The 26,110-nt window shown below is 54.7% G+C and carries 21 protein-coding genes and 1 pseudogene; 11 read left to right on the forward strand and 11 right to left on the reverse strand.

Translation table 11 applies throughout. The features are described from left to right. Positions 1-175: 175 nt before the first annotated feature. Complete coding sequence (locus DY252_RS14715) at positions 176-1,402, reverse strand: N-acetylmuramoyl-L-alanine amidase (protein ID WP_231959771.1); 1,227 nt, start codon at positions 1,400-1,402, stop codon at positions 176-178. Positions 1,403-2,108: 706 nt separating this feature from the next. On the opposite strand from DY252_RS14715, the gene DY252_RS14720 reads away from it, so the two are divergent. Continuing rightward, positions 2,109-5,111 carry an Rne/Rng family ribonuclease gene (locus DY252_RS14720; protein ID WP_064789775.1) on the forward strand — a complete coding sequence of 1,001 codons (3,003 nt, stop codon included), beginning with the start codon at positions 2,109-2,111 and terminating at the stop codon, positions 5,109-5,111. Positions 5,112-5,183: 72 nt separating this feature from the next. Here DY252_RS14720 and DY252_RS14725 read toward each other — a convergent pair whose 3' ends face one another. Further along, a complete protein-coding gene (locus DY252_RS14725) occupies positions 5,184-6,335 on the reverse strand; it encodes a pyridoxal phosphate-dependent aminotransferase (protein WP_064789774.1) in 1,152 nt (383 codons plus the stop codon). Positions 6,336-6,406: 71 nt separating this feature from the next. Then, positions 6,407-7,795: a gamma-glutamyltransferase gene (locus tag DY252_RS14730; RefSeq protein ID WP_064789773.1), complete on the reverse strand. Its 1,389-nt coding sequence runs from the start codon at positions 7,793-7,795 to the stop codon at positions 6,407-6,409. Between DY252_RS14730 and DY252_RS14735 the strand changes: the two genes are divergently transcribed. The 3 genes from DY252_RS14735 to DY252_RS14745 all read left to right on the forward strand — a co-directional run bounded on the left by DY252_RS14735 (position 7,782) and on the right by DY252_RS14745 (position 10,669). After that, the gene (locus DY252_RS14735) at positions 7,782-9,137 is read left to right on the forward strand and encodes a M48 family metalloprotease (protein ID WP_040823673.1); all 1,356 of its coding nucleotides are present in this window, start codon (positions 7,782-7,784) and stop codon (positions 9,135-9,137) included. The two genes, DY252_RS14730 and DY252_RS14735, sit on opposite strands and share 14 nt — an antisense overlap. Positions 9,138-9,199: 62 nt before the next feature. Next, positions 9,200-9,820, forward strand: a complete 621-nt coding sequence (locus DY252_RS14740) for a hypothetical protein (protein ID WP_231959770.1) — start codon at positions 9,200-9,202, stop codon at positions 9,818-9,820. An 87-nt stretch (positions 9,821-9,907) separates the two neighbouring features. Next, positions 9,908-10,669 (forward strand): DsbA family protein, encoded by a 762-nt coding sequence (locus tag DY252_RS14745; RefSeq protein WP_064789771.1) that lies wholly within the window; start codon positions 9,908-9,910, stop codon positions 10,667-10,669. A 130-nt stretch (positions 10,670-10,799) separates the two neighbouring features. Here the strand turns inward: DY252_RS14745 and thiS are convergent, their stop codons facing one another. Further along, on the reverse strand, positions 10,800-11,795 hold the full coding sequence (gene thiS, locus DY252_RS14750) for a sulfur carrier protein ThiS (protein ID WP_064789770.1): 996 nt from the start codon (positions 11,793-11,795) through the stop codon (positions 10,800-10,802). 320 nt (positions 11,796-12,115) lie between these two features. Between thiS and DY252_RS14755 the strand changes: the two genes are divergently transcribed. From DY252_RS14755 to DY252_RS14775, 5 genes are all read left to right on the forward strand, one after another. Next, positions 12,116-12,403 carry a type II 3-dehydroquinate dehydratase gene (locus DY252_RS14755; protein WP_064789769.1) on the forward strand — a complete coding sequence of 96 codons (288 nt, stop codon included), beginning with the start codon at positions 12,116-12,118 and terminating at the stop codon, positions 12,401-12,403. A gap of 10 nt (positions 12,404-12,413) precedes the next feature. After that, positions 12,414-12,851 carry an acetyl-CoA carboxylase biotin carboxyl carrier protein gene (locus tag DY252_RS14760; RefSeq protein WP_064789768.1) on the forward strand — a complete coding sequence of 146 codons (438 nt, stop codon included), beginning with the start codon at positions 12,414-12,416 and terminating at the stop codon, positions 12,849-12,851. A gap of 17 nt (positions 12,852-12,868) precedes the next feature. Continuing rightward, positions 12,869-14,218, forward strand: coding sequence for an acetyl-CoA carboxylase biotin carboxylase subunit (gene accC / locus DY252_RS14765; protein ID WP_008890611.1), 1,350 nt, complete (start codon positions 12,869-12,871; stop codon positions 14,216-14,218). A gap of 202 nt (positions 14,219-14,420) precedes the next feature. Continuing rightward, complete coding sequence (gene aat, locus DY252_RS14770) at positions 14,421-15,086, forward strand: leucyl/phenylalanyl-tRNA--protein transferase (protein ID WP_064789837.1); 666 nt, start codon at positions 14,421-14,423, stop codon at positions 15,084-15,086. 43 nt (positions 15,087-15,129) lie between these two features. Beyond that, complete coding sequence (locus DY252_RS14775; protein ID WP_064789767.1) at positions 15,130-15,612, forward strand: GNAT family N-acetyltransferase; 483 nt, start codon at positions 15,130-15,132, stop codon at positions 15,610-15,612. A gap of 77 nt (positions 15,613-15,689) precedes the next feature. On the opposite strand, the gene serA is transcribed toward DY252_RS14775, so the two are convergent. Beyond that, entirely contained in the window at positions 15,690-16,931 is a 1,242-nt protein-coding gene (gene serA, locus DY252_RS14780; protein WP_064789766.1) for a phosphoglycerate dehydrogenase, read from the reverse strand. A 241-nt stretch (positions 16,932-17,172) separates the two neighbouring features. Between serA and DY252_RS14785 the strand changes: the two genes are divergently transcribed. Further along, the gene (locus tag DY252_RS14785) at positions 17,173-18,333 is read left to right on the forward strand and encodes a GNAT family N-acetyltransferase (RefSeq protein WP_174713883.1); all 1,161 of its coding nucleotides are present in this window, start codon (positions 17,173-17,175) and stop codon (positions 18,331-18,333) included. A 73-nt stretch (positions 18,334-18,406) separates the two neighbouring features. On the opposite strand, the gene DY252_RS14790 is transcribed toward DY252_RS14785, so the two are convergent. From DY252_RS14790 to DY252_RS22180, 6 genes and pseudogenes are all read right to left on the reverse strand, one after another. After that, the gene (locus tag DY252_RS14790) at positions 18,407-20,089 is read right to left on the reverse strand and encodes a methyl-accepting chemotaxis protein (RefSeq protein WP_064789764.1); all 1,683 of its coding nucleotides are present in this window, start codon (positions 20,087-20,089) and stop codon (positions 18,407-18,409) included. A gap of 11 nt (positions 20,090-20,100) precedes the next feature. Beyond that, positions 20,101-20,718 carry a hypothetical protein gene (locus DY252_RS14795; RefSeq protein ID WP_064789763.1) on the reverse strand — a complete coding sequence of 206 codons (618 nt, stop codon included), beginning with the start codon at positions 20,716-20,718 and terminating at the stop codon, positions 20,101-20,103. A gap of 551 nt (positions 20,719-21,269) precedes the next feature. Beyond that, positions 21,270-21,812: a hypothetical protein gene (locus DY252_RS14800; protein WP_064789762.1), complete on the reverse strand. Its 543-nt coding sequence runs from the start codon at positions 21,810-21,812 to the stop codon at positions 21,270-21,272. Between the two features lie 107 nt (positions 21,813-21,919). Further along, positions 21,920-24,237: pseudogene (gene clpA / locus DY252_RS14805) on the reverse strand (ATP-dependent Clp protease ATP-binding subunit ClpA). Between the two features lie 3 nt (positions 24,238-24,240). Then, a complete protein-coding gene (gene clpS, locus DY252_RS14810) occupies positions 24,241-24,567 on the reverse strand; it encodes an ATP-dependent Clp protease adapter ClpS (RefSeq protein WP_008890601.1) in 327 nt (108 codons plus the stop codon). Between the two features lie 305 nt (positions 24,568-24,872). Further along, entirely contained in the window at positions 24,873-25,724 is an 852-nt protein-coding gene (locus tag DY252_RS22180; protein WP_165374912.1) for a phasin family protein, read from the reverse strand. A 112-nt stretch (positions 25,725-25,836) separates the two neighbouring features. Between DY252_RS22180 and DY252_RS22185 the strand changes: the two genes are divergently transcribed. Then, positions 25,837-26,010, forward strand: coding sequence for a hypothetical protein (locus DY252_RS22185; protein WP_165374913.1), 174 nt, complete (start codon positions 25,837-25,839; stop codon positions 26,008-26,010). The last annotated feature ends 100 nt before the right edge of the window (positions 26,011-26,110 follow it).

The following is a 26,110-nucleotide window of genomic DNA, read 5'->3' on the forward strand; positions in this document are numbered from 1 at the left end:
AGACATTTCGCCTGTCTGTGCCGAAAAAACGGATGTATCCGCATTATAGCGGCAAAATAATGACAAGGTTGTGACAGCCGCCACGCCAGACAGCATTTGTTCGCGCAAACAACGCACCCAATAATTTCGCCACCCGTCTCGGCCCCAGCGAAATCATCGGCATCATGCCCGAGTATTAGAATTTGTGTTTCTCGAAATAGATATCAATTGCCCGCAAGACCGCATCGGCAATCTTTTTGCGATGAGCTGGGCTTTGCAACAACTTGGCGTCGGTCGCATTGGAGAGATATCCCATTTCAAACAGGGCCGAAGGAATATCCGGTGCCTTCAGAACCGCAAAACCGGCAAAGCGATGGGTGCGACGTTGCAGTTCGATGCTTTGGGCAAGCTGACTGACCATGTTGGCCGCAAGGGTCGCCGACAGGTTCATGGTTTCGCGTTGCGCAAGATCGATCAGAATGCTTTGCACCAGCGTGTTTTCATCGGAAAGATCAATACCGGCAATGACGTCGGCCTTGTTTTCCTTGGATGCCAGTGCCGCGGCCTCTTTGTCCGATGCGTTTTCAGACAGGGTATAGACCGATGCCCCGCGATGCTTGGGATTACCGATTGAATCTGCATGCAGGGATATGAACAAATCAGCCCCGGCCTTGCGTGCGATGTCCACACGTTGGCGCAGTTTCAGGAACACATCCTTGTCACGCGTCAACAAAACGCGATAGCGCCCCGATGCGGTCAGGGTTTCAGCCAACTGGCGTGCGGCGGCAAGGGTCAGGTCCTTTTCATAGACATTGCCAACCCCGATCGCGCCCGGGTCCACCCCGCCATGCCCGGCATCAATCGCGATCAGTGGCTTTTCTTCGCCACCGCGGCCCGATTGCACCGCGACATCGACACTTTGTTCGGTCGCACTGGTATCGTTACGACTGCGAGCAGAATAGGCTTCCATGCTCTGGCGCGATGCGGTCAGAAACCCATCGCGCTGTGTCGGTTTAAGATCAACCACCAGACGATTGGGCTTCCCGCCACCGGGCGGTAACGAGAAAATCTTTGAAACCAACGATGGTTGGGCAACGTCAAGAACCACACGGAACGTGCCCGGTTTAAACAGGCCATACCGCAGACCGGAAATAAGCCCACCACCCGAAGTCACCTTGCCCGGCGGGGCGTTCCAGTCAATTTCCGGCATATCAATGATGATGCGGTACGGATCGGGCAGCAGGAAATAGGTAAAGTCGACTTCCTGATCGAGATCGATCACAAAGCGCGTGTAGTCGGGATAAACCCCGAGCCGCGCACCAAGCACCTTGGCCGTTTGGGCTGACGCACCTGATACGATGATCTGGGATGCACACAACAGCGCAAACACCACCATCATCGTTCTGGCAATTTTAACCAGCAACGATCGCGATGGTGCTTTTTTAGGCGTGGAAAATGAAGTCGCGTGCTGTGAATACATCTGTCGTTTCAGCGCCTGTTACCCTGCAAGAGCATCTGTTAAGCGCTTATAGCAATGCGTTGGTTAACGGGCAATTGACCAACAACAGAACTTGCATGACAGACCTTTCAACTTTCCGCGATGGGCATGACCTGGGACAAAACTGTAAAAACAGTGTGTTTTCATATATTTGCTCGAACCAAATCATCCAAAGGAAAATCGCGCGGATTTCTGTGTGTTTTTACACGTTACTGTCAGAAAGTCGTCACATCACGCAACAAAACTGTTTGTAGCATACGCATAAAAGGGATATGTTGCACCCGAGATTCCTATGCTTTGTGGTAAGCAACCAAAATGCCACCAGGCTGAGGACGCGACGAGTGCAGTTCTTACGGTCGGTGTCTCGGTGACGCGGCAATTCCCGCTCCCGATAGAGCCCTCCTTAAAAAGGCTGTCTTGGCGCGCTCGAAGACACGCAATCTAATTCTTTTTGTTTCAACACCAAAACCAGGTCCAACCGGAAGAGCAGCCGACACGCGATGACCCAGATACATACAGGACATATCGCGACCTTTATGGTTGGCGCCTCCGGACACGCCGGTTTGTTTGCATATCAGCGCAATTGCGCCCATAGCATTGAACTGGCGGGGCCTCCAGGAACAGGTTCCGAATGGTCAAACGTATGCTTATCGATGCAACGCACGCGGAAGAAAGCCGCGTCGTTGTTATTCACGGAAATCGCCTAGAAGAATACGACGTCGAAACTTCGACAAAAAAGCAAATCAAGGGTAATATCTATCTCGCGAAAGTCACGCGAGTAGAACCGTCGCTTCAGGCGGCCTTTGTTGACTATGGCGGAAACCGTCATGGTTTCCTTGCGTTCAGCGAAATCCATTCCGACTATTATCAAATTCCGGTTGCCGACCGTGAAGCTCTTGCCCAGCAGAGCAACACACAGGTCAAGGACGCCGAAATCGTCGAAGACAATATCGGCGATACCGAAGACAGCCCGAAAAAAGACAAGAAACCGTCGCGTTCCCGTTCGCGCCGCAAACCGCGCGCCCAGAGCAAGGACGAAGCATCCGACACGCCTGAGGCAGAAAACACTGACGCCGCCGCATCGGAAGATGCCGCTGCCCCGTCAGATGCCGCAACCGACAATGCCGGTTCTGGCGAGGAAGAAGAAGCCAAGCCGCGTCGCCGTCGCCCGCGCAATCGTCGCAAGAAAAGCGATGATGTCGAAGCATCTGGCACCGACGCAGAAGCATCCACCGACGGCAACGACAACAACGGCTCGGACGGTGACGATACCCCGACTGGTGGCAATGCCGCCATGTCTGCGGAAATCGCCGAGCTTGAAGTTGATGTCGATGACGACGCCAAAGAAGTAACCGCGCTTGACGCGACCGCCGATGTTGAAGAAGACATTGAGGATATGGGTGGTGATGACGACGGTGACGAGTTCGTTGAGTCACACAGCCGTCAGCTTCAGAAACGCTACAAAATTCAGGAAGTGATCAAACGCCGCCAGATCATTCTAGTTCAGGTCGTTAAGGAAGAACGCGGCAACAAGGGTGCGGCTCTTTCGACCTTCCTGTCGCTGGCCGGTCGTTATTGCGTTCTGATGCCAAACACCCCGCGTGGTGGCGGCATTTCGCGCAAGATCACCAATGCCAAGGATCGCAAGCGCCTGAAATCCATTCTGGCCGAGCTTGAGATTCCGGACGGCATGGCGGTGATCGTTCGTACCGCTGGTTCAGAACGGACCAAAGCCGAAATCAAACGCGACTTCGATTATCTGATGCGCCTGTGGGATCGTATCCGCGAAACCACCCTTCAGAGCCAGGCCCCGTGCCTGATTTACGAGGAAGCCGACCTTATCAAGCGTTCCATCCGTGACCTTTATGCTCGTGATGTTGATGAAGTTCTGGTCGAAGGTGACGATGGTTACCGGGTTGCCAAAGACTTCATGAAGATGCTGATGCCGTCGCATGCCAAGCGTGTGCAGCCCTACAAGGATCAGGGCGTGCCGCTGTTCCACCGTTTCCAGGTGGAAAGCCAGCTTGATGCGATGCTCAACCCGGTCGTGCAGCTTAAATCCGGTGGTTATCTGGTTATCAACCCGACCGAGGCACTGGTCGCGGTTGACGTTAACTCCGGCCGTTCGACCCGTGAACGCAACATCGAAGAAACCGCTTACAAGACCAACCTTGAAGCGGCCGAAGAGCTCGCACGCCAACTGCGCCTGCGTGACCTTGCCGGTCTGATCGTTGTCGACTTTATCGACATGGAAGACCACCGCAATCAGGCATCTGTCGAGCGCAAGCTTAAAGAAGCGATGCGCAACGACCGTGCGCGTCTTCAGATCGGCCGTATCAGCCCGTTTGGCCTGCTTGAAATGTCGCGTCAGCGCCTGCGCCCGTCGCTGGTCGAAAGCGCATTTGAAGTTTGCACCCATTGCCGTGGTGTCGGCCTTGTCCGTTCGATTGAAAGTGCAGCCCTTCACCTGCTGCGCGTGATCGAGGAAGAAGGCATGCGTCGCCGTTCCGGCGCGCTGACCGTTCATGTTGCCAGTGAAGTCGCGCTTTATATCCTCAACCGCAAACGTGACTCGCTTGGCGAGATCGAAAGCCGTTATGGCTTCAGCGTCATGATATTTGGCGATGACAGCCTGATTTCACCGGATCACCGTATCGAGCGTACACGCGCGAAAAAAGGTGACGAGGTCGAAGAGGTTTCTGCGGTTCTCAATACCGACAGTGTGTCGCTGACCGCGATTGAAAACCCGGTTGATCTCGAAGAAGAAGACGACGAAATCGAACGCAACGAAGACGACGATCAGGGCGGCAAGCGCCGTCGTCGCCGTCGTCGCCGCCGTGGCCGCAATGATGACCGCGATGATCGCAACAATGATCAGCCGCAGGAAGCATCAGACGACAGCGATGGCGCATCTGATAATGCAGATGGCAACAATAATGATGACGATGATGACGAAAGCAATCGCAAGCGCCGCCGTCGTGGCAAACGTGGTGGTCGCCGTCGTTCGCGTCGTCAGGACTTTGATGGCAACCGCACCCGTTCACCGGCTGATGATCCGGCCCTGACGGCTGCGCGTCGCAATCGTGATCACGAAGCACCGGACGGCACGGATGAAAACACCGTGATCGACGCCGACAGCGAAGGTCAGGATGCCGACAGCTTTGATCAGGAAGGCGTTCGTGCCGGTCGTACCCGCAGCACCACTGCCCCGGCCCCGGCCCGTCCGCGTCGTGATCGCAATGACAATCGCCGCAACCGTCGTGATCGCAACAGCCGTTCTGATCGCAATGACGGTGATGAAGATCGTGGTGATGTGAAAAACATCCCGATCCAGTCGGGCCCGGCCCCGGAAGCGAAGCCTGAAACCCAGGCGGAAGCGAAATCGGAAGCCGCAAGCGCACCGGCATCTGCCCCGGCAGAAGTCAGCGCACCGGCACCGAAGAAAGAAACGCCAAAGGCAGAAGCTCCGGTCGAAAAAACGGCAGAAAAACCTGCCGAGAAGCCTGTAGAAAAACCGACCGAACCGAAAGCGGCTGAGCCTGCCAAGGCTGAGAAAGCTGAACCGGCGCCTGCACCGGCAAAAGACGAAAAACCGAAGCCGAAGAAACGCGGCTGGTGGAGCCTCGGTCGTTAAGATCGGGCATCTGAACAAACAAAAAGGGCTGCCCATCGGGCAGCCCTTTTTTCGTGGTGATCTATTGAAAGATCAGCGTTTCCAGTTCTGAAGCGCCTTGACCGCACCGATCATCGTGTCTTCGCTATGCGCGAACGAGAAGCGGACATAGCCCTTGCCGCGCATGCGGTCGAAATCCGTCCCCGGTGTCGTTGCAACGCCGGTTTCTTCAAGCATCTGTTTACAGAACGCTTCGCTATCATTGGTCAGGTCGCGCACGTCGGCATAGAGGTAAAACGCGCCATCGGCCGGGGCAAACTTGGTAAAGCCCGCCTTCGGCAGACCATCCAGCAGGATTTCACGGTTACGCGCATAGGCCGCGATATTGGCCTGTAGCTCGTCCTCGCACTCAAAGGCCGCCACCGCCGCCAACTGTGACAACGCCGGTGCCGAGATGAACAGGTTTTGCTGCAGGCATTCGACTGCGCGCATCAGGTCGGGCGGCACAATCGCCCAACCCAGACGCCAGCCGGTCATGGAAAAGTATTTCGAGAAACTGTTGATGATGATCGCCTCATCACCGAATTCAAGCGCGGTGCATTCGGCAACATCGCCGAATGAAATGCCTTGATAGATCTCGTCACTGATCAGGCGAATGCCGTTTTCGCGGCAATAAGTTGCCAGTTCCCGGTAGGTTTCAACATCGATCATGCTGCCAGCCGGATTTGACGGGCTGGCAACGATCAGGCCATCAACCGGTTCATCCAGATCGCGCAGCATCTGAACCGTCGGCTGATAATGGGTTTCCGGTCCAGCTGGCAGGTTGATCGTATCAATACCTAGCGCACTTAGAATGTTGTGATAGGCAGGGTAACCGGGGGCCGCCATCGCAACACGATCACCGGCATCAAAGGCCGCCAAAAACGCCAGCACAAAGATCGATGAAGAGCCACTGGCGACACAAACCCGTGCCGGATCCACCGAAACACCGAATTTGGTTTTGTAATGCCCGGCAATGGCTTCGCGCAGCGGATCAATACCCATGGCGTTGGTATAGCCGATCAAATCGGACTCGAGCGCCTTGGCAGCGGCTTCGCGCACCTTGCGCGGTGCCGGGGTTCCGGGTTGGCCGACTTCAAGATGAAAGACAGCCTTGCCTTCCTTTTCGCGCGCATTGGCTGCACGCATCACATCCATCACGATAAAGGGCGAAATTGCACCACGAAGGGATTGTTTCAATGCCATTTGTGGGGTCCTGAAATGTGTTTAAGAGCAACAGGGCAGGATGTGCCCTGCCCTGTTGGTTGGTTTCTTGATTATCGGGTTCCGGCCATGCCGCCGCCTGCCGGGTCGGCAAGGAACTGGCAGCTTTCCGGATGGGGTGGCGTACCTTCAAGGCACTTGATGACATTGACCGAAGAAGCCCCGTCGGAATTCATCGAAATACCCGATGCAGCACCAGCACCAATCAGGTCTTCGGCCATGGTGGCGATCTGTTTGGTCGCACCGGCCGGCGTGCCCGTGCCGGCAATGCCGTAATAGTATTCCCAGACAAACGGGTTCACCATCAATGCCGGGCCCATCAACGGGGTTGAAATCATGTTCGCATCCCCCGCAGCCAGATTAAGGCCAAACGCATCCGCACCAAGACCAGCGCCAAACGGCTTGTTCATGGTGGTTACACAGGCCACAGCATTGGCCGCACGGTCGACAACAACAAAGCCACTGCGGCCAGCGCCAGCCTGCGCGGCTTCAGAACCCGATGCGATATCCGCCAGATAACGGTTGAGGATATCGGCAAGCTCGCCGCCCTCGGCAATCACCGAAGTGCCGGAATTAGAGCGCGGCGGATAGGCCAGATAAAGTGTTTCATTGCCAACCTTGACCTCGGTCGCGGTTTTCCACTGCGGGCGATAGGTACGCATGTCATCGGCGGTAAGTGTCCCGCCCGCCGCAGTGACAGCGTTGGCGATATCAGCCCCCAACGCACCGCTATAAAACTCGCCCGGTCCCTTGACGCGCAGTGACGTCAAAAGGGCCGCCAGATTGACCGCACGGATACGGTCGCCGACTTCAAGCATCTTGCCATCTGGCATGAAGGTGGCGCGCAATGCCGGGCTGGCTTCAATCCGGGCACGGTTTGCCTCGATATCCTTAACCAGTGACCGCGATACCGGCACGCCAAGGCGGGCATATTGTTCGGCCGCACTGATCAGCGAACCCCACTGCAAACGGCCATAACGTGCGCTCAAAGCATAAAGGCCGCGCGGAACGGTCGGGATGGTAGTTGGCGTCTGATCGGAACCGGTACGTGTGCCCGGACGTGGCCAGAAATCAAGGACTTCAACCTTTTTCGTTGCGCGGTCATGCACAACACAAACCCCGCCACCGCCAATTCCGGCAACAGATGGCTTGGTCACGGTCATGGTGGCGTAAAGCGCCACAGCAGCGTCCGCAGCCGTGCCACCGGCCGACAAAACATCCCGTGCATTCCGGACGGCACGTGGCTCATCAGCGACCACACCACCGAAATAACCGGACACTGCCCCTATTTGACCAAGATTTTCTGTTTCATTAGCACTACATGCGGCAAGACCGGCAGTCATTGCGATTGCGACCGCGATCCGCCATGATGGCTTGCGCGTCGGCACGGAACCGACATCAGTCGAACGAAAATATGGAACGCACATTTTGCTCAGACGCATTATTACTCTCACTGCCATTTTCCTTGTTGCCCTGCCTAGCACGGTTTTCGCGCAGGGTCGTTCTTTTATCCGCGACACAGAGATCGAGGAAACCCTTCGGATGTATGCCACGCCCATTTTCAGGGCAGCGGGCCTCGATCCGAATGGCGTGTCCATTTATATCGTTTCCGACAACAGCTTGAACGCATTTGTTGCCGGGGGCCAAAAGCTTTTTATCAATACTGGGCTGTTGTTAAAAGCAGAGACTCCCGAACAGGTTATCGGCGTTGTTGCCCACGAGACTGGCCACATATCGGGCGGGCATCTTTCACGCGTTCATGACCAGTTGCGCAATGCGTCTGCAATCTCGATTCTTTCCACAATTGCCGGTGTTGCCGCCGGTGTTGCTGCGGGGCGCTCCGACGTCGGTACTGCCGCCATTCTGGGCGGTCAGAACGTGGCCACCCGTAACTTCCTTGCCTATTCGCGGACCCAGGAAAGCAGTGCTGATCAGGCCGGTGTGAAGTATTTAACAGAGGCAGGCATTTCTTCGCGCGGGATGCTGGAATTCATGCAGACCCTTGAAGGTCAGGAATTGCTGAGTACCGCAAGCCAGGACCCGTATCTGCGCAGCCACCCGCTTACCGTCGAACGTGTCGATTTCCTTGAAAACTATGTATCCAACTCGTCGCTCAAGGATGCCAAGGTCAGCCCGGATCTGTATGAGCGCCATGCCCGCATGCGCGCCAAACTGTTTGCCTTTACCAATCATATTCAAAATACGATGCGCACCTATCCCGAAAGCGATACGAGCATCGCCGCACGCTATGCCCGCTCGATCGCCTATTACCGGGATTCACAGCTTGAGCCCGCGCTTGAGATTATCGAAGGCCTGATCGCCGAGGAACCGTCCAATCCCTATTTCGAAGAACTGAAAGGCCAGATTCTTCTGGAATTCGGGCGTGCGCGCGATGCCATCCCACCACTGCAAAAGTCGGCTGAACTTTCAAACGGTGCGCCGCTGATCCGACTTCTTCTGGCGCATGCGATGATCGAAACCGGCGATGAGGCGTATCTGGCCCCGGCCAAGGAAAACCTGATCGGGGTACTGTCGCGCGAACGCGGCAATGCATCGGCATGGCGGTTCCGTGCGATTGTTGAAAACCGTTTGGGTAATGAAGGCGAAGCGTCCCTTTCGCAGGCTGAGTACAGCCTTCTGACCGGTGACCGGCAAGCGGCGAGCTATCATGCGGTTCAAGCCGACCGGAAACTTGAAAAAGGCACGGCCACATGGGTTCGTGCGCAGGACATTCTTCAGGCGACCAATCCTGATGGTGTACCGGGCAAGGACGCCGCCAATTGACGTCTTCGACTGCACTGCGTGCCAGGCCACGGACACCGCGCGCCTTCACATCCAGAAGGGTTTTGGCGTCTGTAATGGTCGTGCTGGGGTCACTCGGCATGGCAAGTTGCAGCCTGCCCGGTGCTGGTGTGGATGTCAGTGGTGACCTGAAACTTCTGTATGCGCCCTTTTCACTGTCCAACCCGCCGCGCTATTGGCAGGTCAATCAAAAGTCTGACGTGAACCCGGCCCCGCTTGGTTGGGAGGACAAGGACGGACGCATCGCCCTTGCCGCGCGCCCCGGCATGGGGGCATTTGAAATCGGTCGGCGGACAAATGTGATCGTGCTGGCCTCGCCCTTTTTGTCTTTTGATTGGCAATTCAACAGAGCCGCCCAAGTCGGCGATGTTGAACTGGTACTTGGTTTCCGACGGCAGGCACAGGGAAGCTGGACAGAAAGCGACCTTGGTTCCGGCAAACCAACCATGGATCAGGAAGTCCGTATCGCCGTTGGCCAGTATGAAGTGCGGTACGGTGAATGGCACCGCGAATATTTCGATCTGGCGACGCTTTATCGTCGATATTGGCCGGATGCCGAGGCCGACGAGGTGCGCCTTGTCTGGATTGGCATAGTTTCGGGCGATGATTACATCGCCGCACAGAATAGTGTGATACATCTAACGCATATTTTACTTTCACGTTAGCAACGAGATCACGTATCAAAAACCATCACATTTCATCAGGGTCAGGACCACAGCATTACACACTGGCCAGAGACAAAAGGACGTCCAATGAACTCCCATATCGCAAAACGCTTTCTTGCTGGCACAGCACTTGGTATCGGCATGCTGTTTGGCGCGCCAACTGCCTTCGCGCAGGATAGCCTGAGCGCTGAACAGAAAACCGAAATCGAAGGCGTTATTGAACAATACCTGCTTGATAACCCGGATGTTCTTTTGCGCGCGATCCAGAATGTCCAATCCTGGCAAGCGGCCGCACAGGCCCGTCAACAGGCAGAGGCTATTACCCCTGTATGGGATGCGCTGGTTGCTGACAGTACCGTGCCCTCGGTCGGTCCGGTTGATGCGCCAGTAACCGTGATCGAGTTTTTTGATTACCACTGCGGTTATTGCAAGCGAGCCTTTGACGGCGTGAAGGAAATTGCAGAAAACAGTGATGGCAAGGTTCGCACGATCTTTGTCGAGTTCCCGATCCTGCGCGAGGAAAGCACCCTTGCCGCTCGTGCTGCACTCGCCGCCGACAAACAGGGCAAATACATGGAAGCGCACGAAGCCTTCATGACCAACCGCGGCCTGCTTGATCAGGAACGGATCAATGAATTGGCAGCGGGTGTTGGTATCGACGTTGAACAGATGCTTGAAGACATGAAGGCGCCCGAAATCACCGGTATGCTGGCACAGTATTCGAGCATGGCGCACGCCGTTGGTATTTCAGGCACCCCGGCCTTCCTGATCAATGGCACCATGGTTTCGGGTGCGGATATGGACCGCGTCAATGCGCTGGTCGATGCCGGACTGAAAGACGCGTCCTGATCAAAACGATCTGACCAAACACAAACGCCAACATGTGCAGTTTTGTTGTTTCGCCTTCTCAATGAAAAGCAAAAGGCCGTTTCGATACTGAAACGGCCTTTCTCATTACAGCTTATCGCAAGGATATCGCCTAGATAATCCCGGCCAGTGGCGAGGACGGATCGGCATATTTCTTTTTGGGCATGCGACCCGCCAGGAAGGATTCACGCCCGGCAATGATGGCATGTTTCATGGCGCGCGCCATACGGATCGGGTCCTTTGCCCCGGCGATTGCGGTATTCATCAAGACACCGTCACAGCCCAGTTCCATGGCAACGGCAGCATCGGATGCACTGCCAACGCCTGCATCAACCAGAACCGGCACATTGGCGTTTTCCTTGATCAGCGCGATATTGACCGGGTTCAAAATCCCCATGCCAGAACCGATCAAAGATCCCAACGGCATGATCGCGCAGCAGCCCATATCTTCAAGCATCTTGGCCTGAATCGGATCGTCGCTGCAATACACCATGACATCAAAGCCATCCTTGATCAGGGCTTCGGCCGCCTTAAGCGTTTCGGGCATATTGGGATACAGTGTGGCCTGATCGCCCAGCACTTCGAGTTTCACCAGATTCCAGCTGCCTGCTTCGCGTGCCAGACGCAAGGTGCGCACAGCATCATCGGCGGTAAAACAGCCGGCCGTATTGGGCAGATAGGTATATTTTTTCGGATCGACATAATCGACCAGCATCGGCTGGTTCGGGTCGGTCAGGTTCACGCGGCGCACGGCAACCGTGACGATTTCGGCACCGGATGCCTCGATCGCGATTTTGGTTTCCTCAAAATCCTTGTATTTGCCGGTCCCCACCAGCAAACGGGACGAGAATTTCTTGCCTGCAACAACGAACCCGTCGTCATCTGCTGCGGCAAGGCCTGCTTCATGTGACCCACCGCCGATAAAATGCACGATTTCAAGTTTGTCGCCCTCGGCCAGCCGAGTTTCGCCGTAGGCCGTTTTGGGAACGATTTCCAGATTGCGTTCGACCGCGACCTTGGTCTGGGCGATTCCAAGCTCGCCAAGAAGTTCGGCAACGTTTCCAGCATTTTCGATGGTGCGGTCTTCACCGTTGATCGTAAGACGCATCTTTCCGTTTCATCCATGTGGTATCAAATTATTCACAATTGCCGCGCAGTATGCGCAGCACGCTCGCCCGAAGCAAGCCGTCTTGCATGGCTTTTTGGTGTTGATGGCCCGGCAAGCTCGCCTTGCTGACCAATCATACACCCCGGAAGCATCAAGGCCGCGTTGCAAAGGCCAATGCAAAGTTGCGTCAGACTTTGGTCGTGTTATAAACGCAACTCCAAATGTTGGGCATTCAGAAGCGGATTGCTTCGCGGTTCGGGCATTCCTGAACGGTCGAGACACCCTGCGGACTGATGCGCGATGGATGCTTCGAAGCAAGAATGGAAGTGAACGAGTTGACTGGTTTTAAGCAAAACCGACAAGAAGACTCTGGCATTCTTGGCAATGCTAAGGCATATACGCACACATCGGTTGCGATCCTTGAAGCTTTCGCCGCATTGTTCATGGCGAAATTCGGGATTCATCTGTCCAATATTCAAAAGCGGAATGCATTCAGACACGATTTAAACGTCTCGAAAGCTGCAAACGGCATGATCTACGGCTTTGGCTCCCGGAGCACCAAGAACGCCCTGGATGCCATGCGCGGATTGATCCACACACCATCATAAAGATATCGAAATGAGCAAGTTCAACATCGACAATGACGCCATTCGCCAGCTCGCCGAGCTGCTGGACGACACCAATCTGACCGAAATTGAAGTTGCCGCAGGTGACAACCGTATTCGCGTCGCCCGTCAGGGCACCATGGTTGCTGCTGCTCCGGCTGTGGCTCCGGCTGCGTCCGCGCCGGCTGTTGCGGCGCCGTCTGATGCCGCCTCCCATCCGGGTGCGGTTAAATCGCCGATGGTCGGCGTTGTCTATTTTGCACCGGAACCGGGTGCGGCTCCGTTCATCTCGGTCGGCGCAAGCATTGCCGAAGGCCAGACCCTGATGCTGATCGAAGCGATGAAGACCTTCAACCCGATCCGCGCACCAAAATCTGGCAAGATTACCCAGATTATCGCGACCGACGGCCATCCGGTCGAATATGACGAGCCGCTAGTCATTATTGAATAAGCCGGGGTATCAACCGCATGTTCGACAAAATCCTGATTGCCAACCGTGGCGAAATCGCGCTTCGTATTCAGCGCGCCTGCCGCGAAATGGGCATCAAAACTGTCGCGGTGCATTCCACTGCTGATGCGGACGCCATGCATGTGCGTCTGGCCGACGAATCGGTCTGCATCGGCCCGGCTGCATCCAAAGACAGCTATCTGAATATTCCGGCCATTCTTTCGGCTGCTGAAATCACCGGCGCTGAGGCCATCCATCCGGGCTATGGGTTCCTGTCGGAAAACGCCGATTTCGCCTCCATGGTCGAAGAGCACGGCTTTGCCTTCATTGGCCCGACGCCGGAACATATCCGCATGATGGGTGACAAGATCACGGCAAAACAGACGGCCGAAAAGCTTGGCATTCCGTGTGTTCCGGGATCTGATGGTGAAATCACCAGCGTTGACGAAGCCCGCAAATGCGCCAAAGAGATCGGCTTCCCGGTCCTGATCAAGGCATCAGGCGGCGGCGGCGGTCGCGGCATGAAAGTGGTCGAGCGCGAAGAAGACCTTGCCGAAGCATTTTCCATGACCCGTAAGGAAGCATTGCAGAACTTTGGCAATGCCGCCGTTTACATGGAAAAGTACCTTGGCAAACCGCGCCATATCGAATTGCAGGTCATCGGGGATACGCACGGCAACGCCGTTCACCTGTTTGAACGCGATTGCTCCTTGCAGCGCCGCCACCAGAAGGTGCTTGAAGAGGCCCCTTCTCCGACCCTGACGCCCGAAGAACGCGAACGGATCGGTTCCACGGTTGCCAATGCCATGATCGGCATGGGCTATCGCAATGCCGGCACCATCGAGTTCCTCTATGAAAATGGCGAGTTCTATTTCATCGAAATGAACACCCGCCTTCAGGTGGAACACCCGGTCACCGAAATGATTTCCGGTGTTGACCTTGTGCGCGAACAGATCCGCGTTGCAGCTGGTCTTGAGCTGTCATTCAAGCAGGAAGACCTTGAAATTCATGGTCACGCTATTGAATGCCGCATCAACGCCGAAGACCCGCAGACCTTTGTCCCGTCACCGGGCAAGATCAAGGAATATCATGCACCTGGCGGACTGGGCGTTCGTGTCGATAGCGGTATTTATACCGGTTATTCGATCCCGCCTTATTATGACAGCATGATCGCAAAGTTGATTGTTCATGGTCGCGACCGTGAAGAATGCATGATGCGTCTGCGCCGTGCGCTGGCGGAATACGCGATTGGTGGCATCAAAACCACCATTCCGCTGCATCAGACACTTCTTGCCAACCCGGACATCCAGAAAGGGGATTATGACATCCACTGGCTGGAAAAGTTCATGGGCATGAATAAAACGTTGTGATCAGCGCCTAAGACGATTTCAAACGGGAACCTTCGGGTTCCCGTTTTTCGTTTGAGATTTAAATCAAAAATTTAATCGCGCTTCCCTATTATAAGGGACCGGTTCAAACTGGAAATAGTAACGACCTTGTCGCATGCGACCGGGTCACTCATATGTAAACAACCACCAGAAAAACAGGATCAAAGCAATTATCACTGCGATCATGTCAAACCAGCTGACACCTGATCTTTTGATCCGCGCCTATTCCGTCGGCCTGTTTCCAATGGCCGAAAGCCACGACGATCCAACCCTGTACTGGATTGATCCGGAGTGGCGCGGCGTCTTGCCGCTTGACGGGTTTCATGTCCCGCGCAGCCTGCGCAAGGCTGTGCGCAAGGGCACGTACAAGATCCATGTCGACCGGGCCTTTCCTGATGTCATCCGCGCCTGTGCGGAGCCCACCGATACCCGCGACGATACCTGGATCAACAGCAACATTCTTGATGCATATTGTGCGCTTCACAAGATGGGCTGCGCGCATTCGATCGAGGCATGGAAAGATGGCGAGCTGGTTGGTGGTTTGTATGGCGTTAGTCTGGGCAAGGCGTTCTTTGGTGAAAGCATGTTTTCACGCGCGACAAATGCGTCAAAAGTCGCCCTCGTCCATCTGGTCGCACTGATGCGTCAGGGGGGCTACAGCCTGCTTGATACGCAGTTTGTCAATGACCACCTCAAACAGTTCGGGGTTGAGGAAATCCCGCGCGAACGGTATCGCAACGAGCTGGCAAAGGCATTGACGGGGCGCGCCAACCTTCCGTTTGAAGTCGATCCCGAAATCCTTGAAGAAACCCTGACAGGCGGCGATAGTAAGCCACACTCGCCGTCCTGAGTTCCGCCGAACCGATTGACCTTCACGCCAAGACGAGCACCCCATGCAAATTCGCCCCGCAACCGAACAAGATGTTCCCGCCATTCTTGATATTGTCGCCCCCATCCTTCGGGCCGGGGATACCTATGCCATTGATAGCAATCTAAGCGACGATGAGGTCATTTCCTATTGGATGGGAAAGGACAAGGTCACACTGGTTGCCGAGGAAGACGGCAAGATCGTTGGCACCTATTACATCCGCCAAAATCAGGGCGGCGGCGGATCGCATGTTTGTAATTGCGGCTATATGACATCCCCTGCGGCAAGTGGTCGGGGCATTGCGCGGCGCATGTGTGAAGATTCATTGGTCCGTGCCAAGGATCTTGGATACCGCGCGATGCAGTTCAATTTCGTCATCGCCAGTAACGCCGCCGCGGTACATCTTTGGCCAAAGCTTGGATTTGAGATTGTCGGTCGCCTGCCCGGTGCCTTCATGCACCCGACATTGGGCGAAACTGATGCATTGGTTATGTATCGCAAGCTGTAAGCAACACAGACATCAAGACAGAAAAAGGGCGGGAACCATCGGCACCCGCCCTTTTTGTTCTCTAAAATCTGTTCCGATCAGAACAGGAAGCGGACGCGAAGGGTGCCTTCGATCGCCGAGAGTTCCTTGCGAACGCCCTCGCCCGGTTTGATTTCCTCGTCGACCTCGACCACCACATAGCCGACACCGCCTTCTGAGCGCAGATACTGGCCGCTGATGTTGATGCCGCGACGGGCAAACACATCGTTGATCTTAAGCAGCACGCCCGGCACGTTGCGGTGAATGTGCATGAAGCGGGTGTGGGTACGGTCCTTGACCGGAAGCGATACTTCCGGGAAGTTCACAGCCCCCAGGGTCGAGCCGTTATCGGAATAGGTGATCAGCTTGTCAGCAACCTCGATCCCGATATTTTCCTGGGCTTCCTGGGTCGAACCACCGATATGCGGGGTCAGGATGACGTTTTCCATACCACGCAGCGGGCTTTCGAATTTTTCATCCTTGCCAACCGGTTCGACCGGGAACACGTCAATCGCCGCACCTGCCAGATGGCCGCTTTCAAGGGCGGCGGCCAGATCTTCGATCACGATGACATTGCCACGTGCCGCATTGATCAGATGTGCGCCCTTTTTCATCTTGGCGAGCTCAGTCGCCGTGATCATGTTCTTGGTCTGCTCGTTGGCCGGAACATGCAGCGACACCACATCCGATCTGGCAAGCAGTTCATCCATCGACGAACAGGAATTCGCATTGCCCATGGCAAGCTTATTGATGACGTCAAAATAAATGACATTCATGCCAAGCGATTCCGCTAGCACCGAAAGCTGCGAACCGATATGGCCATAACCAATGATACCAAGCGTCTTGCCACGTGCCTCGTATGAGCCATGGGCATTTTTCAGCCAGTCGCCTTCATGGGCGGCTGCGTTACGTTTAGGAATACCACGCAGCAGCATGATGATCTGGCCCAGCACCAGTTCGGCAACCGAACGGGTGTTGGAATACGGTGCGTTAAACACCGGGATACCGCGCATCGCAGCGGCCTGCAGATCAACCTGGTTGGTGCCGATGCAGAAACAGCCGATCGAGGTCAGCTTGGACGCAGCTTCGATAACGTCTTCGGTCAGCTTGGTACGGGAACGAATGCCCAAAAAGTGCGCTTCGGAGACAACGGACTTCAATTCGTCCGCGTCGAGCGCAGCAGGGTAATGGTCGACATTTGAGTAGCCGGCCTCTTTGAACATCTTTACAGCGTTTTCATGGATACCTTCGAGCAGGACAACCTTGATCTTGTCCTTCTCCAACGAAAGTTTGCTGTTCACGGCGCACCATCCTTTTCTTCGCGAGGGCGACACGGGAAAATCCCCGAGCCGTTTTCAGACCAATTCCAAATGGCCTGTGGCACAATGAAATAGGACTTAGATGCGCTTCCGTCAAAGGCTTTCCCTTGCGTAAATGCGCATTGCGCCTATCTTCTGAACGCATATACCGGCTAATGCGTATAAAAATAAGGCCTCGGGAGTTAAACCGGGCGCCATGGGGACCATCTGCAGGAATTCAGATTTGGCTGTCGAAATCAAAACCGTCACCGATATTCATCAAATCGGACAGGCCCAGTGGGACAAGTGTGCCGGGTTTGACAACCCGTTTGTCAGCTTTGCCTTCCTGTCCGCAATGGAAGACAGCGGATCAACCACCGCCGAAACCGGCTGGCAACCATTTCACCTTGTGGCAGAAGATGAGACTGGTGATGTCATCGGCATCGTGCCGCTTTACGTCAAAGGCCATTCTTACGGCGAATATGTTTTCGACTGGTCATGGGCAGAGGCCTATGAACGTGCCGGTGGGCGGTATTACCCCAAACTGCAGTCGGCTGTGCCATTTTCCCCGGTGCCGGGCCCGAGGCTGCTTGTCGCCAAGGATCATCCCGATCCTGACAGCGTGCGCAACGCCTTAATCAGCGGCATGACGATCCTGCCGGAAAAGCTTGGCATGGCGACCCTGCATGTCACGTTTTGCAGTGGCGATGAAAGCCAACTGATGGAACAGGCAGGTTTTCTCGCGCGCACGGGCATGCAGTATCACTGGCGCAATCGCGACTATCAGAGTTTCGATGATTTTCTGGGCGCACTGAATTCGCGCAAACGCAAAAACCTGCGCAAGGAACGCAAGCAGGTTCTGGAGGCCGGATACAGTTTCAAGGCACTGCGTGGGAATGATCTGAAAGCCGACCATTGGGACCGGTTTTATAATTTCTATCGCGATACATCTGACCGCAAATGGGGACAGGCCTATCTGACGCGCGACTTCTTTGATCTGCTGCATGACCGTATGCGTGATCGTACGGTGCTGGTTTGTGCGTTCAATGACGGCGAAATGGTGGCTGGTGCTCTTAACTTGATCGGGTCTGAAACCCTTTATGGCCGCAACTGGGGTACGATCGACCGTACGCCGCTTCTGCATTTCGAAACCTGTTACTATCAGGCGATTGATATCGCGATTGAGCATGGCCTTAAAACCGTCGAGGCGGGCGCACAGGGCGAACATAAAATCCAGCGCGGCTATGAACCGGTAATAACCCATTCCGCCCATCTGATTGCTGATCCGGGACTGAAACGCGCGGTCGCGCAATTCTTGACCCAGGAACGCAATCACATCAGTCAGGACCGTGATTACATCCTTTCCGAACACAGCCCCTATCGCAAGGAACCATCAGCGTCTTAACCCGGCCCCCAATGCCCAAAACACAAAAGACGCGGGAAATTCCCGCGCCTTTTGGATTGATGTGCCTTAGGCGTCAGACAGTACGGACGTCATTGAGGAAGCCGTTAACGTGACTGCGAAGTTCGTCATTGGCGGCCGCCAATCGCCCGACACTGTCAAGCTGACCACTGGAAAGGTCACCACTTTCGGTGGTCGCACTGGCAACGCTTTTGACAGCATTGGTGATGGCAACGTTACCGTTCGCAGCCCCTTCGACACTGCGCGAGATTTCCTCGGTTGCAGCGCCCTGCTCTTCCACCGCACTGGCGACAACCGACATCAGTTCATCAATCTTGTTGATGGTGTCGGCAAAGCCATGCACAGCCTCGGCAGCAGCGCCGGTTTCGCTTTGCATCTCGGCAATCTTGGCTGTGATCTGCTCGGTTGCCTTGACCGTCTGGGACGCGAGGTTTTTGACCTCGCCGGCAACCACGGCAAAGCCTTTGCCGGCTTCGCCCGCACGTGCGGACTCGATGGTTGCGTTCAAGGCCAACAGGTTGGTCTGATCGGCGATGTCACTGATCAGGTTGACCACCTCGCCAACGCTTTGTGCCGCTTCATTGAGTTTTTCAACACGCTCGTTGGTGCGCTCCGTCTGACCGACAGCTTCCTGCGTGATTTCGGTCACGCGGGCAATCTGCGAGGAAATCTCGGAGATAGAGGCCGACAATTGAGCCGTTGCAGATGCAACAGTTTCGATATTAGTCGAGGATTCCTGGGCCTGTTCTGCCACGTCCTGCGCATCCTGGTTGGCGCGTTGTGCGTGTGATGTCAGCGTCTCGGATGCCGAACGGACATCATTAAGGGCAGCATTCACCGCATGCAGAACATCCTGGATTTTTTCGTCAAAGCCCTTGGTAAGCGTTCCCATGCGCTGGGTGCGTTCAATCTGACGCTGGGCTTCGACTTTCTCCTGTTCGGCCATGCGGGCACGTTCACGTGCGTTTTCCCGGAAGACCTCAAGCGACTTGGCCATGGCCCCTACTTCATCGGTACGCTTCATATCAAGCGTTTCGATATCAAGGTTCCCCGCAGCCAGTTTACCCATCGCGTCGGTCATTTTACGGATTGGCGTCGCAATCATCCGTGACAGAGTGCCACCGAACAAGACCGCCATCACAATCAGAAGAACAACACCAACACCAAGTGTGACCTGGAATATTTGCATCGCTTGGGCAACCTCTGCCTCAACATCAAGGATCATCTGATCGATGTTTTTGGCAAGTTCACCCGCAATCATGGTGACCTGATCAGAAAGTTCGCGCGGCTCGCCGGACGCTTCAATCGCGCGGGCATGGTTAACCGTCAGGTAGTGATGCATCAGCTCAGCCTGCTGCGCGGCGATTTCTTCCCAGCGGTCAATCGCCCCGTCCATCTCTTCGATCAGGGCAGCAACTTCTGGACTGATTGATGCATAGGTCTTCAGGACGTCAGTGCGAATGTCGATTTCTTCAAGCGAGTTTTCATAACCCGACAAACCAGCACGATCACCGGTGGTTAGAAAGTAGATAAGTTCCTGACGCGCAACAAGATAGGCACGGTCAAGGTCGCGGTAGTCACGTTCAAATTTAGAAAGGTAATCACGTTGATCATTTGCGTTGCTGACTTGCATGGTGGAAAAAACGCCAGCAACGGCAACCATCAGGATTACGGCAATCATAATAGCAAAGCAGCTCATCAGCTTTGCCGGGATAGAGAGGTTCTTGAAGAATTTCATCACATTTCTCCCTACAGACCGCGGCGACGCGCGAGTTCATTGAGATTGACCTCAACGGTCACGGCACCGATCGGCTGACGATCTGCGTTGCTCATGGTCATGTTGAGCTGGGCAAGCCAGGCGTCAGAACCCTCGTTATATTCGGCCTCGTCGATAAACACAGCGTCGGGACCATTCGGATAGGTATTCTGGAACTTCGCTTCATCCCCCTGCCAGAAGTCGGACGTGATGGAGCTTTGACCGACATTCAGGCCAACGGCATCCATCACAAAGATCTCGGCAAACATACCACCGGAGCGTGCCTGAACTTGTGTGAGGTAGCTCGACAGCGGATTGGTCAGAATTGCGGCAACCAAAGGCTGATCTTCTGCTTCGCGTTCGGCGCGCCACTGCAGATCGGCCGCATCAATCTGTTCCTGTGTCATGTCCTTGCGCAGCCTGTTCTGCGAACTGATGGACAACTCAACAACCGGATTGGCCAACCATTCCCGGATATCCCTGATCACTTCATCCGTAATCAGAGCATTGGGGTCCCCTGGCAACTCTGCCTTGGCAAAAGCAGCATGTGGCAGAACAAAAACTGTCGCTGCGAGCATACCGGCCAAAGCCACACCACTTTTGAATTTCATTCGCTTACTCCCCAGTCTATGCCAATGGCAGATCAAGACTATCTTTTAGTATAGATTCTTATACAAAAGGCAAAAAACAAATACAACCTTTTTTAGAATCTATAGCGATGTGGAACCGCACGAGAGGAGCTTCCACATTTTCTATATGTGGATTGCGCGCATAGAAACAACATGCGACCGGGCAGACATGGCGGTTGGGAGGAAGCCAGAAATCAGGCAAGAAAAAAGCGGCGGTAAAAACCGCCGCTGAGTTTGGTTGGGACACGAGCAAACTGCAGAAGATTACGTTGTTCCAGGCGCGAAACGCGCCCCTGCAAAGAACAACTGTCCATGCCGTCATAAGCAGGATGCGTGCCAACTTTATAACCCCCTCAAAAAACCGTGGTTTTTCGGGAAATTCTGGTCGCCATCCCACATGACTGAAATACATTACCTGATAATCTTTGCATTTCAAAATGCAAAGATTGCAAAATGCGAATTAATAAGTTTGCATTTTGCAAAAATATACCGGAGAGAATTAGAGCGGCATAATTTTCAGTAAGCTTATACACCTACTTAGCGCGTTTTTTCTTCGTCCGATTATTGAAGTTCAGGAGCGCTGGCGCCTTCTCGATGATTTCCTCGAGAATGGATTTCGCGATCTCAAGGTCGTCCTTTGCAGAGTCGTCGAGCTGACTGATATAGCGCGGATCGGAGATCATCCGCTCTGCCTCATAAAGGGTCCTGAGTTCACTTTGGAACATTTCGCGCGCACCAAGCGGCAGGTTTTCCTTTGCACTCATGACAAAGAAGAATTTCAGGCTCGTCTTGATGACAATCCTGAGCATAACGACCTGAAGCTTGTGAAACTGTTTTTCCAGTTCTTCTTTTTTAGGATGGGATTCGAGCTTGTTCATCCGCTCCATAATCACCAGAGACAACGCCTTGAAGTTGTCGACTTCCTCACGAAACGGTCGATAACCGGTGACGTCGGACTTGTCGGCGTTCTTTTCAAGCGTATTGGCCAGCGCGATCAACTTTCGCGCACGCAGCTCAAGTCTGGATAGGAACTCCTCGACTTCGTTCCGAAATTTTCGTTGTGCAGCTTGGCTCATGATATTCTGGCGTTCTTTATATGATTATGCCCGGGGAACGATATCCCCGGGCACCAATCTATACTGCCAATCATTAACAACAACCTGAAAACCGAAAAAGGTCCATTTTAACCGGCCATTTCCGGATCTTTTTTCTGTTGTTTCTCGCCATTCTCATCTTCCGGATAACGGAAGGTGACAGCATCGTCTTCGATATCGACCAGCACAGCCCCACCCTTCGAAAGCTTGCCAAACAGCAACTCTTCGGCGAGCGGCTTTTTAACGTGTTCCTGAATGACACGGCCCAACGGACGCGCCCCAAAGGCCGCATCGTAGCCGCGCTCTGCCATCCAGGCCCGCGCTGCTTCGGTCAGCTCGATCGAGACATTGCGGTCCGCCAGCTGTGCTTCAAGCTGCAGGATGAACTTGTCGACAACCATCTTGACGACTTCCGGCTGCAGGTTGGCGAACGGAATAACCGCATCCAGACGGTTACGGAATTCCGGCGAGAAGGTGCGCTTGATTGCCTCTTCGTCTTCGCCAACACGCATCTCGCGCTTGAAGCCGATCGGCGGCTTCGCCATGTCGGATGCACCGGCATTGGTCGTCATGACCAGAACGACATTACGGAAATCGACCGTCTTGCCATTGTTATCGGTGAGTTTGCCATGATCCATGACCTGCAGAAGAATATTGAACAGGTCGGGATGGGCTTTTTCGATCTCGTCAAGCAGCACGACCGCATGCGGATGCTGATCAACGGCATCGGTCAAAAGCCCCCCTGGTCAAACCCGACATAGCCCGGAGGCGCACCAATCAGGCGTGATACGCTGTGGCGCTCCATATACTCGGACATGTCAAAGCGGATGAATTCAATCCCCATGACCGTGGCCAACTGCTTGGTGACCTCGGTCTTACCTACGCCAGTCGGGCCCGAGAACAGATAACTGCCAATCGGTTTTTCCGGCTCACGCAGACCTGCACGGGCCAACTTGATCGCACTGGCAACTGCTTCGATCGCCTTGTCCTGACCAAACACAACCGTTTTCAGGTCACGCTCAAGATTTGCCAGCGCCTTGCGGTCATCGGTCGAAACCGATTTTGGTGGGATGCGGGCAATCTTGGCGACGATTTCCTCGACATCACGCTTGCTCACCGTACGCTTGCGTTTGCTGGGTGCGACCAGCATGCGCGATGCGCCAACCTCGTCAATCACGTCAATTGCACTATCGGGCCGCTTGCGGTCACTGATGTAGCGCGATGCCAACTCAACCGCCGAACGCAGGGCTTCGTTGGTGTATTTGACCTGATGGTGCTCTTCGTAATAGGGCTTGAGACCCTTGAGGATCTTGACAGTATCGGCTTCTGACGGTTCCTCGACATCGATTTTCTGGAAACGACGCACAAGGGCGCGGTCCTTTTCAAAGTGACCCCGGAATTCCTTGTAGGTGGTTGAGCCGATGCAACGCAGTGACCCGCTTGCCAGTGCCGGCTTCAGAAGGTTCGAGGCATCCATTGCTCCGCCCGACGTCGCACCAGCACCGATCACGGTGTGAATTTCATCAATGAACAGAACAGCACCTTCGTACTCTTCAAGTTCCTTGACCACGGCCTTCAGGCGTTCTTCGAAATCGCCGCGATAGCGCGTACCGGCCAGAAGTGCGCCCATATCAAGGGCAAAGATCGTCGCGTTTTCGAGAACCTCTGGCACATCCCCATCATTGATACGGCGTGCCAGCCCTTCGGCAATGGCGGTTTTACCAACGCCGGGATCACCGACATAAAGCGGGTTGTTCTTGGTACGACGGCACAGAACCTGAATGGTGCGGTCAATCTCGTTCTGGCGACCGATCAGCGGATCGATCTTGCCGCTCTGCGCCTTGACATTAAGGTTCACACAATAGGCTTTAAGCGCCTCGCCCTCGGCCGGGCCGCTTTCATCGCTTTCTGGCGACATGCCTGCAACCGGCTCTTCATCGGCACCGCGCGGGATGCGGCGCTCATTGAGTTCGGTTGCCTTGGCGATACCGTGTGAAATGTAGTTTACCGCGTCAAGACGCGTCATATCCTGGAGTTGCAGATAGTAAACCGCATGCGATTCCCGCTCAGAGAACAGGGCAACAAGCACATTGGCGCCGGTCACTTCCTCGCGGCCAGAAGACTGGACGTGGATCGCAGCGCGCTGGATCACGCGCTGGAAACCGGCGGTCGGTTTGGGATCTACCAGACGCGCACTGATCAGGCCGGAAAGTTCGCTATCGGCGAACTCCAGCAGATCGGAGCGCAGCCGATCAATATCAACCCGGCAGGCCTTCAGCACTGCCAGCGCATCCTGATCTTCGGTCAGCGATAACAGAAGATGTTCAAGAGTGGCATATTCATGCCTGCGCTCCGACGCATATGCGAGCGCACGGTGCAGGCTTTCCTCAAGATTGCGCGATAGCATATGTCACTCCTTCTCTAAGGTACACTGCAGCGGATGCTGGTTCTGGCGGGCCAGGTCCATGACCTGGTTTACTTTGGTCTCTGCGATTTCGTAGGTGAATACACCGCACACTCCGACACCCTTGCGGTGCACCTGAAGCATGATCTCGGTGGCTTCTTCACGTCCCTTTTCAAAAAACCGTTCCAGTACGTGAACGACGAACTCCATCGGAGTATAGTCGTCATTCAGCAACAGCACCTTGTACATGGACGGCTTTTTGGTCTTGGGCCGTGTCTTTGTTACGATCCCCGTGTTCGGCAGATCAGTGCCGTCATTATCCTGTTCAGTCATCGTCTACTTACCGGAACCCTTATTTCCTGCATGATCTCCATGATAGGTCATTGCCAAACTCTTTCAAAGTCCGCTACGCGGTTCTCACTAGGAATTTATTGTGCATCCGAGTTTCGTTCGTTGTCCATCTTCGATTCATTTAGGCTGCGAATAACGCACTGCAAGATCAGGCGACAAACTTCGTGATTATTGTCACTCCAAAATTATCAGGGCCGCGAATAGACACATAAAAAAACGGGCATAGCTAAAAGCCATACCCGCTTGGGATTGGAAGGTGCTGGGATATCCAACATGCATCCATTGCCTCATTTCAGCGCAACATTCGTTGCCTTGCTGATCGCATTCAAGCCGTCCGAAAAGGCCGAAAACATCAGTTCCTGCATCTTTTCACCTTCGGCCAAACTGCTTTCATAGCAGCGATTGACGATGCGTGAATGCAACTCCTGAAGGTCTGCAAGGCTTTCAACCTTGGTCAACTCATCAAGATCTTCCTGCGATGCTTCAAATTCTTTTTGCATCCAGCTCGAAAGCTCGGTGCCAATGCCACCGGTCTTTTCAAACATCGCCATGGTTGCCTGCCAAACTTCCTCGAAGCTTTTCTTCTGGGTATCAAGCAGCTCTTCATACTGAGCAGCAACCCGCGATCCGGCACCGGAAAAAACATCGGCCTGACCGGTCATGGTTTCAAAGATCTTGCCAAATGCCTCATTGGCAGCAGAAACACTTTCTTCGAACGCCTCATTGCCAGCAGTGACCATTGCTTCGACCTCAGGAGTCTTCCAAAGTTCGAAATAGGGCTCCATCCCCGTTCCGTCGATGAACAATGCACCAAAGCCAAAAACGTCGCCCTGCTTTGGTTCGGCCTTCGGTTTCGCCTCAACCGGTTTTGCGGTTGCAGTCGACTTGCTTGGCATTTGGGTCGGGGTCGGTGTTGCCGCAGGCTTGGAGACAGCAGACTCTGCCGCCACGGTTGCCGGTGCAGCCGATTTCTCAGACGTCGCGGGTGCCGCGGCCTTCGGCGCAGGCGCAGATTTCGATGCCGTACTTGCCGGTGCAGCAGCAGCCTTTTTCGGCGCCGACTTGGCCACGGTTTTCTTTTTCGGGGCAGCAGAAGCGGCAGACTTGCTGGTTGCCGTAGTTTTGGGTTTCGTGCTCACAGTATTGGCCTTTTCGCTTTTGGTGGGGGATTTGGGCGCTGTCGACTTGTTTGCTGGCGATGTCACCTCGCCCGCAGGTCGCGCGGCCCCGGGAGTCGCAACGGAAGGTTTCGTGGCAGATTCAGCATGCTTTGATGCAGGCGCAGATGGCGAAGATGTCTCAGCCTTGGCAGATTTCGGGGACTCTGCATTTTTTCCGGAAGCACTGGTCGACGCGGTATCTTTGACCGGCGTTTTGGCAGCAGATGCATCACCCTTCGTAGCCGTCGCAGACGAGGCAGCCTGACCTGCAGCTTTGGTCGACGCACCGTCACTCGGCGTCTTTGCCGTATCGGGCGATGGTGAAGGCGATGCCTTTTGCGCTTCCGCCGACGGCTGTTGAGCTG

The organism is Thalassospira indica (genome assembly GCF_003403095.1).
Taxonomy (GTDB): domain Bacteria; phylum Pseudomonadota; class Alphaproteobacteria; order Rhodospirillales; family Thalassospiraceae; genus Thalassospira; species Thalassospira indica.